Here is a 22,459-nt window from a genome sequence, read left to right on the forward strand (position 1 = left end):
TTTGGGCAACTTTGAATCCAGTAATAACCTTTGCATTTCAGGAAACCATGTCAAAATCGTTAATTGTTGTCATAGTGATCGCCCTTATTCTGGGGATGTACGGTTGTAGCTCCTACAACGGTCTGGTTCAGAATGATACAAATGTTCAGGAAAAATGGGCTCAGGTCCAGACTCAATACCAACGCCGTTCCGATCTGATTCCAAACCTGGTACGTACGGTACAGGGCGCTGCTAATTTTGAAAAAAGCACGTTGACCGCTGTGATTCAGGCTCGGGCCAATGCCACCAGCATAAAATTAGAAGCCGACCAGTTGACCCCCGAGAATATTCAGAAGTTTCAGGCTGCCCAGGATCAGTTGAGCGGATCTCTGTCGCGGTTGCTGGCCGTTGCCGAAAGCTATCCACAGCTAAAAGCCACGCAGAATTTTTCGGAGTTGCAGGCGCAGTTGGAAGGCACTGAAAACCGGATTTCGGTAGCCCGGAACGATTTCAACGGTGCTGTTCGCGTGTACAACCAGTCGGTACGGTCATTTCCGAACAATATTTTCGCAGGGATCTTCGGCTTCCCGGTAAAAGGCTTCTTCGAAGCTTCACAGGCGGCTCAAAGCGCTCCAACGGTTCAGTTTTAATCGCATAGGGCGTGGGGCCAGGGGTAGGGGAATCATCGACTCTTCGCCCCTGGCCCTCTGCCCTTAGCCCTCTGCATCATGCCCCAAAATCCTTTCTCTCCCGACGAGCAGCAACGTATTGTTGAGGCAATCCGACAGGCCGAAAAAGCCACATCGGGCGAAATACGCGTGCATGTGGAAGCCCATTGTTCAAAAGCAGACCCAGTACAACGGGCCATTGATGTATTCGCTCAGCTAGGTATGCATGAGACCAAAGACCAGAATGGCGTTCTGTTTTACCTGGCCCATGCCGATCGGAAGTTCGCCATTATTGGGGATAAAGGCATCGATGCTAAAGTCCCGGTTGATTTCTGGGAAAGTACAAAGGATCTACTGCGCAGTCATTTCAAACAGGGCGCTTATGCCAAAGGGCTCAGCCTGGGCATTGAGCGGGCTGGCCAGCAGTTGAAACATTATTTTCCCTATACCAGCGACGATATCAACGAACTCTCCGACGATATTTCGTTTGACTAAATACTGCCGTGAATGTACACTTCATTATAAATTACCTTTTCCGGGTGCGTCGCTTTGGCGTCGCCATCTGTCTGTTGATTTTTTCGGTCAGTGTCTGGGCGCAGGATACAGCAACGGATGCCGTCATTCCCGACAAGCCTAACCCGCCCCGTCTGGTCAATGATTTTGTCGGTATTTTGAGTAGTAGTGAGCGGACCCAGCTAGAGCAGAAGCTTCGCGCTTATAACGACTCAACATCTACACAGATTACGATAGTCATTGTCAAAACTACGGAGCCATACCCAATTGGTGATTTCGCTTTTCAGGTTGGTCGTAAATGGGGGGTGGGCCAGCAGGGCAAAAACAACGGGCTGGTTCTGGCGTGGGCAACTCAAACCCGTAAAATCTACATTGCTACAGGGTATGGTGTAGAAGGCGCTGTCCCAGATGCAATTGCTAAACGCATCATCAGCAATACCATCGTTCCGGCGTTCAAACAGGAGCAGTGGTATCAGGGGCTGGATGCGGCAACGACCGAGATTATCCAGCGACTTCAGGGAGAATATAAAGGTGACCCCAAATCCAATTCTGACGATGAGGGGGCTGGTACCTTTTTTATTGTGCTGATCGTTTTTCTGATTATTATCTTCATCATTGCCCGTAAGAATCGCGGAGGAGGAGGCAACAACCGAAACCGGGGCGGTGGCTGGGGCGGCCCTGTTTTCCTGCCGACTCCAGGCTGGGGATCGGGTTGGGGTAGCTCAGGAGGTGGCGGCTGGAGCGGTGGCGGAAGTAGTGGTGGTGGCTTCGGCGGCTTTGGTGGCGGCAGCTTTGGTGGCGGTGGAGCTGGCGGAGATTATTAAGATAATTGATTCGAGGAGCGATGAGCGCAGAAATTGCCTTCATTGCCCCTCGAATCCTTCTAAAGCACCTGTTTCTCAATCAGCAGAATAAACAGGTGAATCACTTTGATATGGATTTCCTGAATGCGGTCGGCATACCCGAAGTGGGGCACCCGAATTTCGACATCGGCCTTACCGGCCAGTTTACCACCATCTTTTCCCGTTAACAAAATCACCTTCATCCCTTTCTCACGGGCGGCTTCTACGGCTTTAAGAATATTGCCCGAATTACCACTGGTACTTAAGCCAAGTAAGACATCGCCTTCGTTGCCCAATCCTTCGATAAATCGCGAGAACACGAACTCGTAGCCGTAATCGTTGCTAACGCACGACAGGTGGCTAACATCCGAAATGGCAATAGCTGCCAGCGAACGGCGATTGTCCCGGTAGCGGCCCGAAAGTTCTTCGGCGAAGTGCATAGCGTCGCAATGTGAGCCGCCATTTCCACAGGAAATGATCTTGTGGCCCGATTTTAACGCGTCGGCCATCAGGATAGCCGCCTGTTCAATAGCTTCCAGATGGGCGGGGTTGGCCAGGAACGTATCCAGAACCGATTGGGCTTCGGTTAATTCCTGACGAATAAGATCAATCATTGATGCTGTAATAAAGTTTATCGGCTGTAAAGTTGTGAAGTTGGTGACTAAGACCCAACTCTGTTGGTAAATTAGTACATTGTTATAAAAGTTTTGCTGTATTTTCTGTCATTCCGACGAAGGAGGAATGACAGAAAAACACTTAGAGACTTAAATACAGTAAATGATTTGCTCTTAAAATACCCAGTTACGGTAGGGGAGGTTCCAGCGCAGGGCAAAACTGCCTACCTGTTCGCCATAGCTATTGGTTCGAAGCTGACTATCCTGATAGCGGTACAGAAACCGACCTTCCAGAAATATGTTGTGCCGGATCATATATGAAGCGCGTACGTCGGCATAGGTAATGATGGTTTTGCGACCCTGACCAATATAATTACCTTCTCTGCGAACTAAGGTTTGATAATCTTTCAGAATATTGCCACCATAGTTAATGTCGGTTGCTGGATCGGCTCCGTACATCATAACCCCCCCGATGCCGTTGAACGACCATTTTTTCTGTTGATAGCGAACAATACCTAAACCTTCTACAAAATTAGCGCCCAGTGGATGCGCCAGGGGTTGACTATAATGCGCGTAATTGGTTTGCCCCGCGCTAACATCCAGCCCGGATTCGTGCGAGTACGTATACGGCCGCGCCAGATTCATCTCGACCTGTAGATCAAGATTCGGCACATCAAAGGCGTCGATGTATTTACCACCTACCTGAATAGCAAACTTGTTGGTCCAGTCACCCTGCCCCGCCAGAAGTGGTTTTAAGCGAAACTCATCCAGCAAAATCTGCGAATACACCAGAAAATGCGACAGGAAATTCGCTTTCAGATCGATGCCAATAAATGCATTGTCTTTACTGCCCAGGCTAGACTCTACATAGCGATACAGAATAACCGGATTTAAATAGCTCAGATCCAGTCGATCGCGGCTAAAGACCTCGGCTTCAAATACCCCTACATTCAGGAAATCCGTCACGTTGATGCTCAAATGGTGGATAGCCGCAAATTTTGGAGGGATTAACTTTTCTTCTTTAGGAACCAGAGCCTGGGTGTTTTGTAGCGAGGTAAAAAGATTAGTATACTGAATACGCTTACCGAGCCGGGTGGATAGCTTCAGAAACAGATAGGCGGGACTGTTGTCGGACAGAAACAGCGACCGAAAGCCATTTCCGAAGAAATTTCTGTCGTGCCCAAATTGAACGTTGATCACTTTGAGCGTATTGAACGTAATGTATCCGCGTGCTGAGAGAAAATCGACCCCCCGAGTACCAAATTCTTTTATAAAGCTCTCGCCAGGTGCCGTTCGCTGAAGTACACCTGTTCTAGCATACTCAAGGCCCTGCCCGTAGGTATCGCCATACTGTTGGATATACGTTGGAAAAATAGCCTGATTATCCGAAAAATAGGTATAGAAGCCAAGTTTGCGGCCAATGGTGCCGCGTACTTCCACGCCACGCGTGTTGATAAACAGGGGTTGCTGATCGGTTGGGGAAACGCCATCGTTGTATGAAGTGCGGTCAAGACCGGGGCCGATATAGAAAACCGGATTAACGTGCAGATCAACGTCGGGCGTTTGCAGGTTGTAAAAGTCCGCCTTCTTTTTATAGAAATGCTTCAACAGCGGTCGGGGGCTATCGCCAACCGTTCTGGGCGATCTCAAATGACGGGTAAACGGATCTTTTCCCAGAGTATCATAAGGCGTTGCCCATTCCCAACTATCGTTGCGGAGGTATTCGATCGTAAAGTAGTCAGTGTCCGATAAGCTACGTTTGGGATGCGCGGCTACACTGTCGGCCAACTGGATAATGCTTTGACGATTGTAAGGCTTGACAGTGCTATGAAATCCATCCGCCCACTGATTCTGGCGAATTTCAAGTCGATCAATAAGGTGGTAGTAATCAGCGTTGAGCGGTACAAATGGACTTTGTGCCCGTACACATAACGAAAAGAAAAGGAAACAGATAACGTAACCGTTGTGGCGCATGTACTGTACTAACATTGGCCCTGTCGGGCTTCTTGAGAACTAAGTTGAACCGTATGAGCCGCTTAAATTAGGCAATTGGTTTGGATATACGCCAACCTTGGGGCTAATTTACAGGCAAAGAAGCCTACAAACCATGTTTGTTTTTGCCCAGCAACCTTCCTTAGCGAACCAATTTATCGCCGAACTTCGAGATGTGTCTATTCAGCAGGATCGGCTGCGATTCCGTCGTAATCTTGAACGACTTGGTGAATTGATGGCGTATGAGATTTCCAAAAAATTGCCCTATCAATCGGTCAACGTTCAAACACCCCTCGGTGTATCGAACACGCAAGTGCTTCGCCAACAGCCAGTTCTGGCGACCATATTACGGGCTGGCCTGCCTTTTCACCAGGGGTTTGCCAATTATTTCGACCGGGCCGAGAACGCATTTGCCGGTGCTTACCGAGGGTATTCATCGTCTGGCGATGATGAATTTGAAATCGCTATGGATTACATCGTTAGTCCTGATCTAAGTGGGAAACCCCTGATCCTTTGCGACCCTATGCTGGCTACAGGCCGTTCGCTCGAAAAAGTCTACCATGCTTTACTGCGCTACGGCATTCCTTCCCAAACCCATATTGCGGCCGTTATTGCCAGCCCCGAAGGGATTCGGCATGTACAGCAGCAACTTCCGCAGTGTCATCTATGGCTTGGCGCTATCGACGACCACCTGAACGAACATTTTTACATTGTGCCCGGTATCGGCGATTCCGGCGATCTGGCCTTCGGAGAGAAAGTGTAAGGTGATGTATGATGTACTAGTGATCTACATCCTATATCATACATCATACATCACATATACTGCTTAACGAAGGTCGACTACTTCGACGCCGGGGTATTTGCCTTTATCAAAAACGAAATACGAATCAGGCACATTTACATTCGGTGTAAACTTGGTAATCGTATACGTAGTTCGCTTGCCATCTTTATTGATAATGAGCCAGTTTCGGACCGATTTGTCAGCCTTGTCGACCGAAATTTGTAAGGTGGCGATGGGGCTTTTGGGGCGGTTAGGGGTAAGTTCAATGACTTCAAGCGTTCGGCCTCCTTCTTTCTGCTCTTTCAAAAACCGATAATCAAACCCTCGCTTATAAATTGTGTAGATCTGGGTTGGGTTCAGTTCTCCACCACCACTGGCATCATAATCCTGCACGTTAACCTCGTTCGTTTCCTTGATGTAGGTCGACATTGTTTTGCCATCTGTGAATACTTCCTGCCCGCCCAGAATGAGGTGAAATTTTTCGTTTTTTACCGTCAGGTCACCTTTATACGACTCTTTCGCGCCACCTCCGGCACTGGTGTAGGTAAAAGCGGCCTGGTACGATTTCAGGGATTTATATCGTTTGCTCATGGCATCCAGAATGCCCTGAGCCCGTTTATCTTTCTGAGCGAAGGCCAACGATACGGTAAGGAAAGCCACGCTTAGCAAACATGCTATTTTCTTCATTTTTTATAGTTGTTACGCAGTCATACAGGTTTTAACCCGCTTATAAGTCTTAGACGGGAAAGTGAATGGAAAAGTTTAATTGTTGCTCGAAACAGTGAGGGAATCAGGTTAGTCGCCTTTCAGCCGTTTGAGCAAGTCTTCCAGCATCTGTAAGTCCTGCACGAGTACATCGCGGGCTTTGCTGCCTTCAAAGGCACCTACAATCTTGGCCGCTTCCAACTGGTCGATCAGCCGACCTGCCCGGTTATAGCCAAGTTTAAGTTTGCGCTGAATCAGGGAGGTACTTCCCTGCTGGTGAATGACGATCAGACGGGCGGCTTCATCGAACATAGGGTCACGATTGCCCAGGTCAACATCTTTATCGTCGTTCTGGCCACCATCGTCACCAACAAATTCAGGAAGGGCATAGGCATCATCATACCCGCGCTGGTTGCCCACGAACTCGCAGAGTTCTTCAATTTCATTCGTGTCAACAAATGGGCATTGCAGCCGGATAATCTCGGAATTTGACGACAGCAGCATATCACCCATACCAACAAGCTGCTCGGCACCACCCGTATCCAGAATTGTCCGCGAGTCAATTTTCGACGTTACCTTAAATGATAACCGAGCCGGGAAGTTGGCTTTGATCAACCCTGTAATCACGTTTACGGATGGTCGTTGGGTCGCTACGACCAGGTGGATGCCAATGGCACGCGCCAACTGAGCCAGTCGGGCAATGGGTTGTTCCACTTCTTTACCCGCCGTCATCATCAGATCGGCCAATTCGTCGATAATCAGAACGATGTACGGCAGGAAGCGGTGGCCTTTTTCGGGGTTAAGCCGCCGTTTTACAAACTTGGCGTTATACTCTTTCAGGTTCCGGCAACCCGCATCTTTCAGCAGGTTATAACGGGCATCCATCTCGATACACAACGAGTTGAGGGTATTGACCACTTTCTTGGTATCGGTAATAATAGGCTCGTCGGAATCGGGCAGTTTCGCCAGGAAATGCCGTTCCAGTTTGTTGAACAGCGTCAGCTCCACTTTTTTCGGGTCGACAAGAACCAGCTTCAATTGGGAAGGATGCTTCTTGTAAATGAGCGACGTAAGCAGCACGTTAAGCCCGACCGATTTCCCTTGCCCCGTTGCCCCTGCCATCAGTAAGTGGGGCATTTTAGCCAGATCGGCCACGTAAATCTCGTTCGATATGGTTTTGCCCAGCACAACCGGCAGGTCGAACTTCGAATTCGAAAAAGCCTCGCTGGTAATCATCGACCGCATCGAAACCATTTCACGGTTTTTGTTCGGTACTTCGATACCGATGGTTCCCATACCCGGCATAGGAGCAATGATACGGATACCCAGCGCCGACAGGCTTAGCGCAATATCGTCTTCAAGGCTTTTTATTTTGGAAATACGAACACCTTTAGCCGGAACAATTTCATACAGGGTAACGGTTGGGCCGATGGATGCCTGGATGGAGTCGATTTCAATACCGAAATTACGGAGCGTCGTTTCGATTTTCTCTTTGTTGGCCGTCAGTTCATCATCCGAAACCTGGGCTTTCCGATTATTCTGGTAATCCGTCAGCAGGTCGTTGGTGGGGTACTGATACTGGGGCAGATCGAGTGTAGGATCGTATAACCCATGTATGGAAACCAGATCATCATCTTCGAATGGATCCGATTCTGGCACCGACGCTGGGCTGGTACTGGCTTCATCGGTGTCCATTGGCTCCTCGGTTACGGCATCCCGATTTTTGATCGTAAGCGTAACACCCGTTGTTTTCGCAATCACATCGGCTGGTGGGGCCTCTTCTTCAGGTACCTTCTCCGTATAGGTTTCGGTCTGGTCGGGTTTTATGAACGTATTCGCAGGAGAAGGGGCTGGAGTGGGTTTCACGTCTTCCTCAAAATCTTCGCCATTAAAGGCTTCATCGTCTTCGGGCTCAAATTCACTTTCTTCGTACGTCTGCAAGGGATTGTCGACACGGTTGCGCGGCTTTGTGCGTACCGGACGAGAGAACTCGGGGAGTTTAATGTGCCGTATATCGAAGAAATACACCACAAAAAAGAAGAGCAGGAAACCGATAAACGCCAGATTGCCCCAGCCAAACAAGCCGTACAGCAGGACGTTCAGTTCATAACCTATCCCTCCGCACCAAACGCTGGATGTAGTGGCGGAATCAGTTACTAAAACAATATACCCCAGCATTAGGCTACTCCATACGGTTACAAATAACAAGGCTGTAGTAGTCCGGCTCAGAGGAAGGAGTTCGGTTCCAAAGGTTAGTTTATAACCAGCCAGAAATACGATGATCGGTATGGCTAGTGCCCCCACACCAAACCAGCGGAACACAAACGCATGGGCAATGTAAGCGCCCACCAGCCCGACCCAGTTTCGTGTTTCGCTGGCTGTTTCTGACAATGGTTCTGAAAAAGCAGCGCCAACAACACTCTGGTCGGCAGGGCCATTGAATAAGTAGGAAATAAAAGCAACCAGTAAGCCAACAGCCGTCACCATGAGCAAAACACCCAGGGTAAGTACGGATCGCTGATCGGTAAACCAGCGGTCCAGCGCGGCTCCCCAATTGAAAGTAGACCGTGGAGAGCGGCTATTGGATTTGTTGTTTGGTAATCGGGGACGTGGCTCGTTCCGTTCGTCTGAACGTCGGAGCGTATTCTGGCGTGGAGACGTAGTTGGTTGTGCCATAAACTTGGGGTTAGGCGGTAGCGGTAGGTAAATTTCCCACTTTTTACCGAAAAACAGTTTAGTACTACAAAATATTACAACATCTTACCAACCGGGTTAAAAAAGTCCAGTTAGCGATTGATTCGGTCGGTAAGGAGTCGTCTCCTGACGGGTACAGCACAAGATGCGCGAAAGAGCCTGTTTACAGATCCTGTAAAAGTTGCTGATTGATCCGTTTGGCCAGGCCAGGCCCTTCGTAGATAAAGCTTGTGTATACCTGCACCAGGCTAGCCCCGGCTTTGAGTTTTTCCTGCGCGTCTTCGGCGGTTGTGATGCCGCCAACACCAATAATGGGAAAAGCCCCTCCTGATTTCTGATGTAGATACCGGATTACTTCCGTGGCCCGATTTCGCAGCGGCTGACCACTAACACCACCAGCCCCGATTTGGTCAACAATAGTCGGTTCAGTGCGTAACCCTGCACGGCTGATGGTTGTATTGGTTGCTATAACCCCGGCGATTTGGGTTTCGCTCACAATAGCGATGATGTCGTCCAACTGTCCATTGGTGAGGTCTGGCGCAATTTTCAGTAAAATGGGTTTAGGCGTAGGGCGTTGGTGATTTTCCTGTTGCAAGGCAGCCAATAACTTCGTCAGCGGTTCTCGTTCCTGCAGGTCGCGCAGACCGGGCGTGTTGGGCGAACTGACGTTTACGACGAAATAGTCTACTGCATCAAACAATTCCCGGAAATTAATCAGGTAATCGTCCAGGGCATGCTCATTAGGCGTGTCCTTATTCTTACCGATATTGCCCCCAACGATCACCGGATTTCCGTTGCGATTGCGGGCAAACTGCCGGAGCCGTTCGGCCGCTGGGGCGACGCCTTTGTTGTTGAAGCCCATTCGGTTGATAAGCCCACCATCGGCCTTCAGGCGAAACAAGCGGGGACGGGGATTACCGGGCTGGGGGCGTGGCGTAACGGTTCCAATTTCGACAAACCCAAATCCAAGGTCACTAAGCTCACTAACCAGTTCGGCATTTTTGTCGAACCCGGCTGCCATGCCAACTGGATTGGGAAACGTCAGGCCAAAAACGGTACGAGCTAAACGTTTGTCTTCGAGCACATAAAACTTTCGGCACAGAAAGGAGGCTCCGGGAATCGACAGCGCGAATTTAAGTAGCGTAGTGACAGTATGATGGATCGTTTCGGCATCAAAACGAAACAGCAACGGTAGGATAATACGTTTGTACATGCTGCAAAAATACGTCCATAAACCTAAAAGGCTGCCGAAACCAATTGGGTTTATCCAAATAAGTCGGACGATAAATAGCGGTCGCCCCGGTCGCAGATGATGCAGACAATAACACCACTTTCCAGCTCCTGGGCTAGTTGAACGGCAGCATGGACGGCTCCACCGCTACTCATGCCCGCAAAAACACCTTCAGTACTGGCTAGTTTACGGGTCATCTGGGTGGCATCATCGGCCGAAATTTCGATGACGCGATCCACTCGTTGCGGCTCAAAAATTTTAGGAAGGTATTCTACCGGCCATTTCCGAATCCCCGGAATCGACGACCCATCCGTAGGTTGGCAACCAACGATCTGAACGGCCGGATTTTGCTCTTTCAGATACCGTGACGTACCCATGATGGTGCCTGTAGTACCCATCGATGACACAAAATGTGTAATGGCCTCGGCTGTATCGCGCCAGATTTCCGGGCCGGTAGTTCGGTAATGGGCCAGGTAATTATCAGGGTTGGCAAATTGGTTGAGCAACAGGTAATCGCCTTTTTGTACCTGCGCTTCGGCATAGTCACGGGCGCTTTCCATAGTCTCGGTCAAAATAACCTTCGCTCCAAAAGCTTCCATCGTCAGAACTCGCTCTCGTGTCGAAGTTTCAGGCATCACCAGTTCAATGTCGAGATTGTAGAGACGGGCAATCATAGCCAGTGCAATACCCGTATTGCCACTAGTCGCTTCAATCAGCTTCATACCCGGCATAAGATCACCACGGTTGAGCGCGCCCTGGATCATACTGGCAGCCGCCCGGTCTTTGACGCTACCGCCAGGGTTGTTGCCTTCGAGTTTACCGTATATTGTAACGTTTGGATTTGGATTGAGTCGGTTCAGTTCAACCAAAGGTGTATTGCCGACTAAATCGAGCAGGGTTGCCATGCTGATTCGGATGAAACTTGTTCTTAGGTTGAAGAAGGTTAAACCCGCTCAATTAGTTCGCAAAATAGAAGGCTAATTTATGCGGATGTTGGGTGCCAGAACGAGTTCGACGGAGCGGCTTAGGCAGATTAAAATAATTTATGATTAGCTAATTGCTTGATAATGAATTTTGTTTAAAATTGCTTTTGCAAAAAAACAGTTTTCTGTTTATTCACGCCTGTTCAATCGTTCCACAAAATGAAAAAGACTTTATTGGCTAAACCTTTATCGGATAGGCACGTTGAGCAAATTGCCGGTCAGTTTGCTATGCCCGATCTAACCTTACCGTTTTGGGGGTGTCGGAAGAAGATGCCCATGCATCGTATTGTGCGGTTGGAAGGCGAGGGAAATTATACCTTATTCCATTTTGCGGATGGGAGCCAGTTGATGGTTTCGCTTACGCTGAAAAAAATGGAAACCCGCTTGTCGCCCAGAGTATTTGTTCGGCCGCACAAAAAGAATATTATCAACTTATTGTATCTGGAAGCCGTACACCCCGACCGTCAGCAGCTCAGTGTGAGCCTGGTCAATGGCGATCGCATTGAAGTGTCGCGTCGGAAGGCCAGCCGATTTATCAAGCAGGTCAAAGGTTTTCAGCAGGAAATTATGACGATGGAGGCTTAACTAGTGGTTTCAGGTTTCAGGTAATGAACCCGAAACCTGAAACACGCTTTACTTTTTCAGTTTGGCTAGTTCTTCGTCGCGTAGCGGGCGACGAAGAATTTTACCCACGTTCGATTTGGGCAGTTCGTTTCGGAACTCAATTACGCGGGGCACTTTATAAGGGGTTAAGTTTTCGCGGCAGAACGCTTTGATGGCGTCGGCAGTGAGGTTGGGATCTTTTTTGACAACGAAAATTTTAACGACCTCCGTTGATTTTTCATCTGGAATGCCGATACAGGCAACCTCCAGTACACCAGGGCATTGTGCTACTACATCCTCAATTTCGTTTGGGTAGACGTTGAACCCTGATACCAGAATCATGTCTTTTTTACGGTCAACGATCTTGAAGAAACCATCTTCATTCATCACGGCCACATCACCTGTTTTAAACCAGTCGCCCAGCATCGATTTGGCGGTTTCTTCGGGTCGATTGTAATAGCCTTTAAACACCTGTGGGCCACGGGCTACGATTTCGCCGGGTTCGCCGACAGGCGCATCGGTGCCGTCTTCCCGGATCACTTTCATGTCGGTGCTGGGCCAGGGAATACCAATGGTACCGACCCGTACAGTTCCATCGACCGGATTGGAGCTAAGCACGGGTGAGGTTTCGGTGAGGCCATATCCTTCGCAGGGCGTATTGCCAGTTAGTTTGGCCCAGCGTTCGGCTACGGCTGTCTGAAGAGCCATACCGCCTGCTGAGGTAACCTTTAAGTGGCTGAAATCAACCTCGCTGATGCGCGGGTGATTTAGCAGGCCATTATACAGGGTGTTGACGCCGGTAAAGGCCGTAATCTTGTATTTCTTTAAATCGTCGATAAACGCATTCAGATCGCGAGGGTTGGTGATCAGTAGGTTCATCGCTCCGCTCTTTAATGCGGCTAAAGCATTGGTTGTCAGTGCGTATACGTGATAGAGGGGTAGGGCTGCCACAATAATGCCTTCGCCATCCGGGATATGGCCGGGTTTCATCCAGTAATGCTGACATTCCACATTCGCGATAATGTTCCGATGCGTGAGCATGGCGCCTTTCGAGACGCCCGTTGTGCCGCCCGTGTATTGCACAAAGGCCAGGTCGGTATTTTGGATCGTTACGGGTTTCAGCGGCTGTTTGCTTCCCTGACTCAGCGCGTCGTTGAACGAGATGGCATCAGGAAGTTTGTAGGCGGGTACAAGCTTTTTGACGTATTTAACCACCGCATTAACGATCTGCTTCTTGGGGAAGCCCAGTAAATCGCCAAGCTGTGTAACGATCACATGCTGAATATCGGTACGGTCAATAATTTTCTCCAGATTGCTGGCGAAGTTGGCCAGAATTACAATGGCTTTAGCACCCGAATCCTTAAACTGGTGTTGCATCTCGCGAGGAGTATACAACGGATTTGTGTTGACTACGATCAGTCCAGCCTTTAGTGCTCCAAACATCGCCACTGGATATTGCAGGGTATTGGGCATCTGAATGGCCAGCCGGTCTCCCTTTTGAAGATGAAGGCCATTTTGCAAAAAGGACGCAAATTGGGTGGCCAATTCGTTGAGTTCGCCAAAGGTAATTTGCTTGCCCATACAGGCATAAGCCGGACGGTTGGCAAACTGCTGGCACCCTTCTTCAAACAGAGCCACCAACGACGTATAGGCATCAGGGTTAATTTCGTAGGGGACTTCTTTCGGATAAAAGCGTCGCCAGGGGTATCGGTCAATAGCTGATTGCGTATTCATGTAGAAATGACAGGTTTAAAAGCAAAGGTATTTGCTCAGTTTGTTTTGATAGAGTGGTAATTTGTAAATGGCTGCTTTATGAATACAATCCGTTGAATTAAACGGATAAGTCTCGCTGTAGGCTTCTCTCAGGTTGGGACGGCTAATTGTCTTAACTAGCGAGCCGCAAACGTATGTTCGATTTTCTCCGCTCTGTACACAAATTTAAAGAAATTGTTCTATTAGGATGGGGTTCGGGCAGATTATTCAAACAAAAAACGCCGGAGCCCTGAGGTCCAGCGTTTTTTGTTTGACCGCTTGTACATTTATTTGACCATTTGTACAACAGTAATGTTAAAATGCAACATTAGTCAGGAAAATGCGTCATTCAATTGACGCCCCATAAGCGTTTAAGTTAAGAAAAGAATGCCGAAACGCCGGAACGCAGATGAGTCCGGCGTTTTTATTTTGTGCATCCCTTGCAAGATAAATAATAATTTCAAAAAAACAGGATTTCCAATAATTTTTGTCACCACCGAGTCACAAAGGCCATGGAATATTCTCTTTCTCTTTCGTTTGGGGAATTTTCTGAAAGTGATGAGTCTCTCAGGCATTAAACGACATCCCGTTCGATGATTTTGCCGCTGGCTTTTTCTTTTAAAATCAGCTTGTTTCGACCATCGTGGGTCATCTCCTGTTTGATCAGATAGTGGTCAGCATCGTAGTCTACCAGGGTGGATTCGGGTTTGAGACCCTCCTGGCCACGCCATACTGGAAGGACTACTTTTTCCCATTGTTTGGTTTCGGCTGATTTATAAGCAGCATCCAGAACGGCATTCACAATGTAGCCATCGTAGAAGGTTTCGGCGGGGGTACGCCCTTCTTCCTGCGCAGAGAACATGTCCGTAAACATATGGTTATAGCCCAGATCATTTACCTCGTCGCCAACTGGAAATAGCCACCCCGTGTTCGATTCAGCTTTTTCGGCTACATAATCGGCCCCTTTCCCGGTCGAAAACATCTCAAAACCCGTGCGCAGGAAGTTGTTGATCCAGATGGTGCCTTCGGTGCCCATCACTTCGTCGCGCAGGTCCATACCGCCCCGGAACGTCCAGCTTACTTCAAACTGACCAATGGCCCCGTTCTCGTACTTCACCAGCGCTATGGCATGGTCTTCGGCTTCGATGGGTTTTACCTGGGTGGCCGCCCAACACATCACCTCAACGGGTTTTACGTCTTTACCAATAAAGTTTCGGGAGATTTCGACGCAATGGCAACCCAGGTCGAGCATACAGCCGCCCCCAGCCTGCTCTTTGTCCCAGAACCAGTCGGAGTGCGGGCCGGGATGGGTTTCGCGCGATTTAGCCCAAAGAATACGGCCCAATGCGCCATTTTTGACGCTATCCAACGCTTTCAGAAATTTGGGTGTGTAGCAAAGGTCTTCCAGATAACCGGCAAAGATGCCCGCTTCTTCTACCGTTTTCATCATCCGCAGGGCTTCTTCGCCCGTGCGGCCGAGGGGTTTGGTACAGACGACGGATTTTTTATGCTTGGCGCAAAGATTGACGGCGGTTTCGTGGATGTTGTTCGGTAGAGCGATACAAACCATGTCCACATCGGGATGCGCAATGACCTCTTCCATATCGGTCGATGCAAAGCTACAGCCATAATCGGCTTTGAATTTGTCGGCGGTTTCCTGACGGCGGGCATAGATCGCAACCACCTTGTCGCGGCTGCGTTGCCCATGAATGGAATCGGCGTAGAAGCGGCCAATAAAGCCGCCCCCCAGCATGGCAATACGTTGCATAGGTAAGAGTTCGGGTAAAAGGTTAATGCGTACTTTCGTAACGATAAAGATGCGAAGCTCCATTTGATTACTGGATACATGCCCAATTTTTTTGACATAGAATCTATTTTCTTTACCGTGTGGGATTATCCCATGAGTTACCTGGAATTCTTTGGCGCCACCAGCGGAGCAGTGGCCGTTTGGCTTTCGGCGCGGGCGCATGTCTGGAGCTGGCCCATTGGGGCGGTGAGCGTGTTGCTTTTTTTCTTTCTGTTTTACCAGATCCAGCTTTATCCTGATATGTTTTTGCAGGTCTTTTTCTTTGTGACCAACTTACAGGGGTGGTGGCGATGGACGCACCCCAGGCAGGATGAAGCCGATCAGCATCAGGAACTCCGCATTAGCCGAATACCGAGCCGTCAGCTTATTGTCTGGACGGTTTCAGGCGTAATGGCTACGGTGATCCTCGGTACGTTTGCGAGTAATCTGCATGAGTGGTTTCCGGTATTGTTCAGTAAGCCCAGCGCCTTTCCATATCTGGATTCATTTACGACGGTTATGAGTATTGTGGCTACGTTTCTAATGATTGAAAAGCGCGTCGAATGCTGGTATGTCTGGCTGGCGGTCGATATACTTTTGACCTACATGTACTTTGTGAAAGGGGTGAAATTCGTTGGGGCTGAGTATTTTGTGTTCTGTTTTGTGGCAGCTATTGGCGCCTGGACCTGGACCCGCGAATACCGAAATTACAACACGGCTATGGCATCATGAGAACAGGGCTCGTATTTGGCAAATTCATGCCAGTACATCAGGGACATCTGGCGCTGATCGAGTTTGCCCGACGGCAATGCGACCGGCTTATTGTGTCCATGACCGTTACTTCTCAGGATGAGATTTCGCCCGATTTGCGGCTTCGCTGGCTGACCGAATTACTGGCCCCTTATCCAGCCATCGAGGTTGTGGCCGAATCCGACGATTTCCACGACCCTACCTTGCCACTTTGGGAAGCTACTAAACTCTGGGCTGCGTTCATCAAACGTCGGTTTCCGGCTGTGAGCGTCTTTTTTTCGTCGGAAGACTATGCCATTCCGCTGGCTTATCATTCTGGACTGACTCATATTGCCTTCGACCCTCCCCGGCAACAAGTGCCTGTTTCAGCGACATTGATCCGGCAGCAACCGACTCAGTATTGGGCCTATATTCCAGAGGTTGTTCGACCGTATTTTGTTAAGAAAGTCTGTCTGTACGGCCCGGAAAGTGTAGGAAAAACAACGTTGGCTGAGCAACTGGCAACGAATTTTCAAACGGTATTTGTACCGGAAATGGCCCGTCAGTTTCTAACGTCCAACCAGTTTACGGTAGATGATCTTGTTGAGATAGGCTACGCGCAAACCGAAGCGGTGCAGGCGGCAGAGCGATTGGCTAATCGGATTCTGTTCTGCGATACCGATCTGATTACCACGCAGATTTACTCGGAAATTTATTTCCAGTATGTACCTCCTGTATTGTATGAACTGGAGCAGCAGGTGCAGTACGATCAATATCTTTTGCTGGATATCGACGTTCCCTGGGTAGCCGATTCTCTGCGTGATCAACGCCATCGCCGACCCGAAATGCTGGCCCGTTTTCGGGAAGCTCTGGAACGTCGTAACATAGCGTACGAACTGGTCAGGGGAGGGTATGATGAGCGACTGGTAAGCTGTAAAAAACGCATTGACATCTTACTCACCAGTCCGATGTAAGAAAGGCATAAACTGAAAAAGCTCCTGGAGTCAGGAGCTTTTTCAGGATCAAGGTTAGATCTATCTATTTTTTGGTCGAATCAGGCATGACAATTTTTGCTGAGTCGGTGATTACTTCAGCGCTGTCTCCTCTCACGATGGTTTCACTTTCTACGACGGTTGCGGTATCGGATGCTGGCTGTTCAGATTCCGTTTTTTTCGATTGACAAGCTACGGCCAGCGAAAACGTAGCGGCTACAAACAAGGCTGATTTAACGAAATTTTTCATAGGATTTAATAGATTTCGAATGGTTAATTAGCCATTTATACGGATTCGTAAGTAAGGTAACCTATTGGCAGTAAATTTTAATTTCAGTTTAATGGTGTGCTGGTAATTGGGGCTGAATCGACTTTGTATAAGTCTGAAGAAAATTGTACGTTTCTTAGATTGTAAAGTATAAAGCAGCTTACATATAATTAGATTATTTTAAGAATTTTTGCCTATAATGTGCTGATAATTATGATATTACTTATTTTGTACTATAATTTTGCACTGAAACCAAATAGTGTACCTCTATGGCAGTTGCCAAACAATTTCTAAAAAGCAAACCTATTGCGAAAGTAACGTTTGAATTGTCGGCTGAGGCCGTCAATGGAGCAAAATCGGTCGCCCTGGCCGGTGAATTTAATGGATGGGACATCAGCGCCCAGGCCCTGAAAAAGCAAAAAGACGGTTCTTATAAAACAACCGTTGAACTGCCCGTAGGTAGCGAGTACCAATTCCGCTACGTGTTGGATGGCACGACATGGACGAACGATTGGGCTGCAGATAAATACGTAGCCAGTGGTGTAGCCGGTGAAGAGAACTCGGTCGTTGTTCTCTAAGAAAGACATTTACGTACGAAAACGGGTAATCAGGGTTTATAATTGACCTGATTACCCGTTTGCTTTTATAATTTGTTGAAATTCTGCCTTCTTTAGAAGCACAAAAAGCCTACACCGTAAAGCTATCCGATTCTACGTAGGCTTTAATAACGGCCATTTCGCCATCCTTACCCGGTTGCGAGTTGCCATGCTCCATACCAAAGATAAACTCTTTGTTTTCGGCCTTTTGCTTCTGGTAAATGTGCTTGAATATATTCTTGTAGTTGATTTCGCCCGTGGTCGGCTCCTTCCGGCCAGGATTATCGCCCATCTGGAAATAACCGATTTCGCTCCAGCACCAGTTGATGTGCGGAATAATGTGCCCTTCGTTTTTCTGCATATGATAAATGTCGAACAGAATCTTACAGGCAGGGCTATTGACGGCCCGGCAAATTTCGTAGGTCTGGTCGGAGGTACGCAGGAAGAGGTTGGGCGTATCGCTGAGAGGTTCGAGCACCATCGTCAAACCCGCCGGAGCCAGAATGTCGGCACCTCGGCGCAGCGCGTCGATGACATGGCCGGTCTGAATGCCAATGGGTAAGTTGCGTTCGAAATCGCCGGGCACAACGGTCGTAAATTTAGCGTTGACTCGCTTGGCGGTTTCAACGGCTTTGCGGCAACCATTCAGGAAAATTTCAATGTATTCGGGTTTTCCAGCGGCCAGCGTATTCTGACCATTGCCACCTTTATCGAGTACAAACACGCCCATGGTCATACCCAGACGGGTCATCTCTTTAGCAATTTTTTCCTGCAAAGCCACATCGCGGCCCATCATGCCATTATCTTCCAGCGCCGTAAAACCCATATCGGACATAAATTTGAGCTGGTCGATGGGGTCTTTGCCCGCGCTGTTTTCGAACATGCCGAAATGAGGGGCATACTTGAGCTTGAAATTGTTCTTGGCCAGAAAAGCGGGCTGCGAGTGCCAGTTATCGGCTACCGATTCGGCGGCAGCAGTAAGCCCCAGGCCTGCTGCTCCCAACGTTGATTTTACAAAATTGCGTCGTTGCATAATGATCTGAACCTGGATTGAGCAGATTAATGGATGAAAACAGATTTTGTTTTTTGCTTCTTCGAAGCATTTCAGCGAAAGCAAATCAACAAAATCAGATTAATCCACGAATCCGTTAAATCCCGGTTACTTTTTCTTCAAACTGGTTAAATATTCTACCAAATCGACTAATTCCTGCGTACTCATAGCTTCCTGAAGGCCCGATGGCATCATGGACGAATCAATTTGCTTCATCGAAACCACATCGGCCATTTTGTAATTCTGGACTACACCACCGGGAAATTTCATCTGCAGATCAGTTTCGGTTTTGCTGGAAACGATTCCCGTCATCGAGCTACCGTCTTTGAACTTCACCTCCCAGCCTTCAAAGCCAAAACTGATACCGGCATCGGGGTGTAAAATAGCCAGATACTGCCCTTCTCTCGGCAACTTAGAGCCGATTTCGGATAATTTCGGCCCAAAATCCATGCCTTCACCGTTAACCTGATGGCAAATAGAACAATTATTTTTGAAGACGCTGACGCCTTTTGCCGCGTCGCCCTTCATGGCCAGTAGTTCATTAATACCAGGCAGTTTTTTACCTTCGGCACTCTGTCCGCCGTCGAGGTAGCTGGCAGCCTGCTGACGGATGTTTTTCCGCCAATCGTTGCTTACGCCCTGTGCAGCCGCTTTTTTGTAATCGCCCGTGATGGCACCAGATTTGAGCAAGTCCAGGACCAGATCGGCGCCTTCCATGCTTCCTCCAAGCGAACGGGTGGCCTCTTTGCGAACAGAAGCGGGTCGTTTAGTATCCAGGGCGACTGTTTTCAGGATGTTGATGGATTCCTTATTCCCGATTCGGCGTAAAGCCATCAGCATATTCATTGTGGCTTCGGCATCAGGTCCGTTCAAAACGTCCCAGACCAGTGGGGCTCCTCCCTGTTTGAGCAACTGACGGGCTGCATCCCGGCCCATACCATCCATGGCTTTGGTCAGCGCCAGTTGTTTCAGACGGTTGTTTTCAGAAACGGGTTCGAAGCGGGTTACCAGTTCAAGGTATTCAGGGGTACCGTATACATCGTTGATTAATTTGGCAAGGGCATTCGTTGCTACAGGCGAATCGCGTACAAAAGCAGGGTCCAGGTGGCGCAACGCTAATTTGGTTACTTCGGTGGAGCCGTTATTGGTCTGTAAAATACCAAGTAATGCCGTAGATTTTTCAGTTGCGCCGGGGTTGAAATCGAATGCCCGGAAATAGCGAAGCCGCTGATTCACCAGTACAGTAGGGTCGCCAGCCAGTTTGGCCAGCAATGGAACCGACTCCTTAGTACGAGCCCGCCAGACAATATCACGCCCGGCTGCGTTAGCGATTGGGTCGCCCTTTACCTGATTCAACCAGGCAGTATAGTAGCTATCCCAGTTGCCATCGGCACCAATGCCCAACGCTTCCAGATACCAGCGGTCGTTGCCATCGTATTGACTGGCTAGCTGGGCCCAGAGCGCCGGTGCCTCGGGCGAGGTATTGCGACGAAGCGCGAGGATACACTCCCGGCGTACCTGAGTATCCGGATCGTTGACCAACTGTTTGAGGTAGGGGATAATGTCGGTTTTCCGTTCGCGAGCTGCTCGCAGCCCCGTAATGCGTAGGTCTGGATTGGGGCTTTTCAGCGCTGTTTCGATGTACTTCCTACCGTTGTCCAGTTGGCTCAGTAACCATAACGCCCGCGCCTGCATCCGTGGGTTAGCCGATGATTTATACAGTTTAACCAGGGATTTTTCAGCTTTAGCGCCCATGCTGTGGAGTTTTTGCCAACCAGCATAGCGAATCGCCATATTCGGACTTTGCAGGGCATCGATAGCGCCATCCGTCGTTGATACATCGACCTTGGGCATGGTGTAGGGGGAGTTGGGAGGGGCTACCCGGTACACGCGACCTCGGTTCTGATCGCCTGCCTGATGCCCACCTACACCCGGATCGTACCAGTCGGCAATAATCAGCGATCCGTCGGGAGCTACGCACACATCGGCCGGGCGGAACCACTGATCGCGAGCCCCTTCCAGGATGTTTACAATCTGGGCTTTGTAGCCAGCCCCCTCTTTTTGTACGGGATACGACCGCACTACGTTTGGACCGGCATCGCAGTGAATAACCTGATTCCGAAATGTTTCGGGAAGCAGGTTGCCTTCGTACACAAGGATGCCCGTAGGCGAACCGGCCCCGGTCTGGAGCAGATTAGGAACCACGCCCGGATCGTTCAGGTGCCAGTGTCGGCGCGGAATTTCGGGTTCTAGGTTGTCGCGGTTGGCTTGCCAGCCAGCGCCGGTCATTTCGTCGGTATAGCCGTAGTTGCCATATTCCATGACGTAGTTGATACGAACGCCCTTGTTTCCATCATCGTCGTTGTCCGACTGCCAGAGTGTGCCATACGAATCGACCGCTATTTCATAGTTATTACGGAAATTCTGGCCCAGCACCTCTACGTTTTTTCCGTCAGGGTCGCAGCGGAACACCATGCCCTGTTTGAAATTTTGTTTATTGATGGTTTTGCCCGTAGCAATATCCACCACGGCATTGTTGTCTTTATCGAGAAGCTGACCACCTTCATTGCCGAAGTTGAAATACCACTTACCATCGGGGCCAAACACGAAGGTGTGCATGCCATGGTCGTGCTGCTCGCCACCGATGCCGGTAAAAAGCAGTTCTTTTTTATCGGCTTTGTCGTCGCCGTTTTCGTCGGTGAGTACCCATACATTCGGGCTGTCGGAGACGATGACCTTATTGCCCTGTACCCAAATACCGAGGGGCGATTCGATGCTGGGGTCCTGATAAAAAACTTTGGTGAGGTCAGCCTTCCCGTCGCCATTCGTATCTTCCAGAATAACGATGCGGTCCCCTTCTTTGTGGGTTGGGTTGCCGTTAATAGCGGGTCGATAGTTATAGGCTTCACATACCCACACACGCCCACGGGCATCAACGTCGATATTGGTGGGATTGGTGAGCATCGGTTCGGCCGCAAAAAGCGTTGCTTCAAGACCGTTGGCTACATTCAGGCTCCCGACGGCATACTTAGGGTCATGTTTGTCGTCGTCGTTTAATTGAGCAAACAGGTTGTTCAGGTACGATCCTGAGGCCCTGTTGAGGTTACGATTCTGAAAAGCGCCGATAAACGTACCGCCAATAATCAGGCTGGCGGCAGCGATACGCATGGCTCGTTGAGAAAACAGAGGAAGGTTCTCTGAGGATGACCGATTCATGTGTTTATGCCAAGAAGAGATTGTCTTTTTGCTACGGTAAAGAGTCGTTCTTACGGTATTTATACCCATTGTTACTGTGACTATAGCGCATTTAATTTGTCTATACTAGCATTCTGGCCGCTTTTGTGTACACTTGTGTGCCGAATGGCATCTCACCTAAATTCTTTAACGTATGGGTTTTCTGTATTCTATTCTGCTTGGTGGTATAGCAGGTTATATTGCCAGCCGCATCATGGAAAGTCATAATCCATGGTACATTAATGTTATTCTGGGTATAGTTGGAGGATTTGTCGGGGGATTTATTGCCCGGAAGCTGGGCAACGATCCTGACAACGATGGTCTGTTGATGAACCTGCTGATTGCGGTAGGGGGCGCTGTGGTGCTTATTTTCCTGGGCCGTTTGCTCTGACAGGTGCCGGGTAGCAAACAACGAAGAAGCCGCTTTCCAATGCCCTTTAAAGAGC

General features: G+C 49.1%; 20 protein-coding genes. 9 read left to right on the plus strand and 11 right to left on the minus strand.

Translation table 11 applies throughout. The features are described from left to right. The first annotated feature begins 47 nt into the window (after positions 1 to 47). The 3 genes from B153_RS0115155 to B153_RS0115165 all read left to right on the plus strand — a co-directional run bounded on the left by B153_RS0115155 (position 48) and on the right by B153_RS0115165 (position 1,984). On the plus strand, positions 48 to 629 hold the full coding sequence (locus tag B153_RS0115155) for a LemA family protein (protein WP_026262179.1): 582 nt from the start codon (positions 48 to 50) through the stop codon (positions 627 to 629). Between the two features lie 78 nt (positions 630 to 707). Next, positions 708 to 1,142, plus strand: a complete 435-nt coding sequence (locus tag B153_RS0115160; RefSeq protein WP_020597578.1) for a TPM domain-containing protein — start codon at positions 708 to 710, stop codon at positions 1,140 to 1,142. Positions 1,143 to 1,150: 8 nt separating this feature from the next. Beyond that, positions 1,151 to 1,984, plus strand: coding sequence for a TPM domain-containing protein (locus B153_RS0115165; RefSeq protein WP_020597579.1), 834 nt, complete (start codon positions 1,151 to 1,153; stop codon positions 1,982 to 1,984). A gap of 59 nt (positions 1,985 to 2,043) precedes the next feature. Here B153_RS0115165 and lpcA read toward each other — a convergent pair whose 3' ends face one another. Both lpcA and B153_RS0115175 read right to left on the minus strand, forming a co-directional pair. Continuing rightward, positions 2,044 to 2,616 (minus strand): D-sedoheptulose 7-phosphate isomerase, encoded by a 573-nt coding sequence (gene lpcA / locus B153_RS0115170; protein ID WP_020597580.1) that lies wholly within the window; start codon positions 2,614 to 2,616, stop codon positions 2,044 to 2,046. A gap of 174 nt (positions 2,617 to 2,790) precedes the next feature. Next, the gene (locus B153_RS0115175) at positions 2,791 to 4,590 is read right to left on the minus strand and encodes a hypothetical protein (protein ID WP_026262181.1); all 1,800 of its coding nucleotides are present in this window, start codon (positions 4,588 to 4,590) and stop codon (positions 2,791 to 2,793) included. Positions 4,591 to 4,723: 133 nt separating this feature from the next. Between B153_RS0115175 and upp the strand changes: the two genes are divergently transcribed. Continuing rightward, positions 4,724 to 5,371 (plus strand): uracil phosphoribosyltransferase, encoded by a 648-nt coding sequence (gene upp, locus B153_RS0115180; RefSeq protein ID WP_020597582.1) that lies wholly within the window; start codon positions 4,724 to 4,726, stop codon positions 5,369 to 5,371. Positions 5,372 to 5,434: 63 nt separating this feature from the next. Here upp and lolA1 read toward each other — a convergent pair whose 3' ends face one another. The 4 genes from lolA1 to cysM all read right to left on the minus strand — a co-directional run bounded on the left by lolA1 (position 5,435) and on the right by cysM (position 10,924). Beyond that, positions 5,435 to 6,076, minus strand: a complete 642-nt coding sequence (gene lolA1, locus B153_RS0115185) for an outer membrane lipoprotein periplasmic chaperone LolA1 (RefSeq protein ID WP_020597583.1) — start codon at positions 6,074 to 6,076, stop codon at positions 5,435 to 5,437. Positions 6,077 to 6,184: 108 nt separating this feature from the next. Continuing rightward, positions 6,185 to 8,770, minus strand: a complete 2,586-nt coding sequence (locus B153_RS0115190) for an FtsK/SpoIIIE family DNA translocase (RefSeq protein WP_020597584.1) — start codon at positions 8,768 to 8,770, stop codon at positions 6,185 to 6,187. A gap of 181 nt (positions 8,771 to 8,951) precedes the next feature. After that, entirely contained in the window at positions 8,952 to 10,001 is a 1,050-nt protein-coding gene (locus B153_RS0115195) for a quinone-dependent dihydroorotate dehydrogenase (RefSeq protein WP_020597585.1), read from the minus strand. 50 nt (positions 10,002 to 10,051) lie between these two features. Further along, on the minus strand, positions 10,052 to 10,924 hold the full coding sequence (cysM, locus tag B153_RS0115200) for a cysteine synthase CysM (RefSeq protein WP_020597586.1): 873 nt from the start codon (positions 10,922 to 10,924) through the stop codon (positions 10,052 to 10,054). 237 nt (positions 10,925 to 11,161) lie between these two features. Here cysM and B153_RS0115205 point away from each other — a divergent pair, with 237 nt between their 5' ends. Beyond that, positions 11,162 to 11,587 (plus strand): LytR/AlgR family response regulator transcription factor, encoded by a 426-nt coding sequence (locus B153_RS0115205; RefSeq protein ID WP_020597587.1) that lies wholly within the window; start codon positions 11,162 to 11,164, stop codon positions 11,585 to 11,587. Between the two features lie 48 nt (positions 11,588 to 11,635). Here B153_RS0115205 and B153_RS0115210 read toward each other — a convergent pair whose 3' ends face one another. Beyond that, the gene (locus B153_RS0115210; protein ID WP_020597588.1) at positions 11,636 to 13,339 is read right to left on the minus strand and encodes an AMP-binding protein; all 1,704 of its coding nucleotides are present in this window, start codon (positions 13,337 to 13,339) and stop codon (positions 11,636 to 11,638) included. A gap of 592 nt (positions 13,340 to 13,931) precedes the next feature. Further along, positions 13,932 to 15,125, minus strand: coding sequence for a Gfo/Idh/MocA family protein (locus B153_RS0115220; protein WP_026262182.1), 1,194 nt, complete (start codon positions 15,123 to 15,125; stop codon positions 13,932 to 13,934). A 78-nt stretch (positions 15,126 to 15,203) separates the two neighbouring features. On the opposite strand from B153_RS0115220, the gene pnuC reads away from it, so the two are divergent. Together pnuC and B153_RS0115230 are read left to right on the plus strand one after the other, a co-directional pair. Beyond that, a complete protein-coding gene (pnuC, locus tag B153_RS0115225; RefSeq protein ID WP_020597591.1) occupies positions 15,204 to 15,875 on the plus strand; it encodes a nicotinamide riboside transporter PnuC in 672 nt (223 codons plus the stop codon). Further along, positions 15,872 to 16,846: an AAA family ATPase gene (locus B153_RS0115230; protein WP_020597592.1), complete on the plus strand. Its 975-nt coding sequence runs from the start codon at positions 15,872 to 15,874 to the stop codon at positions 16,844 to 16,846. Before pnuC ends, B153_RS0115230 begins: the two co-directional genes overlap by 4 nt. Before the next feature lie 64 nt (positions 16,847 to 16,910). Here B153_RS0115230 and B153_RS0115235 read toward each other — a convergent pair whose 3' ends face one another. Beyond that, complete coding sequence (locus B153_RS0115235) at positions 16,911 to 17,114, minus strand: hypothetical protein (RefSeq protein ID WP_020597593.1); 204 nt, start codon at positions 17,112 to 17,114, stop codon at positions 16,911 to 16,913. Between the two features lie 287 nt (positions 17,115 to 17,401). Here B153_RS0115235 and B153_RS0115240 point away from each other — a divergent pair, with 287 nt between their 5' ends. Further along, on the plus strand, positions 17,402 to 17,710 hold the full coding sequence (locus tag B153_RS0115240; protein ID WP_020597594.1) for an isoamylase early set domain-containing protein: 309 nt from the start codon (positions 17,402 to 17,404) through the stop codon (positions 17,708 to 17,710). 109 nt (positions 17,711 to 17,819) lie between these two features. On the opposite strand, the gene B153_RS0115245 is transcribed toward B153_RS0115240, so the two are convergent. After that, complete coding sequence (locus B153_RS0115245; RefSeq protein WP_026262183.1) at positions 17,820 to 18,761, minus strand: hydroxypyruvate isomerase family protein; 942 nt, start codon at positions 18,759 to 18,761, stop codon at positions 17,820 to 17,822. A 126-nt stretch (positions 18,762 to 18,887) separates the two neighbouring features. Further along, entirely contained in the window at positions 18,888 to 21,947 is a 3,060-nt protein-coding gene (locus tag B153_RS0115250; RefSeq protein ID WP_020597596.1) for a PVC-type heme-binding CxxCH protein, read from the minus strand. A gap of 220 nt (positions 21,948 to 22,167) precedes the next feature. Between B153_RS0115250 and B153_RS0115255 the strand changes: the two genes are divergently transcribed. Continuing rightward, positions 22,168 to 22,404, plus strand: a complete 237-nt coding sequence (locus B153_RS0115255; RefSeq protein ID WP_020597597.1) for a GlsB/YeaQ/YmgE family stress response membrane protein — start codon at positions 22,168 to 22,170, stop codon at positions 22,402 to 22,404. The last annotated feature ends 55 nt before the right edge of the window (positions 22,405 to 22,459 follow it).

Source organism: Spirosoma panaciterrae DSM 21099, from assembly GCF_000374025.1.
GTDB lineage: Bacteria > Bacteroidota > Bacteroidia > Cytophagales > Spirosomataceae > Spirosoma > Spirosoma panaciterrae.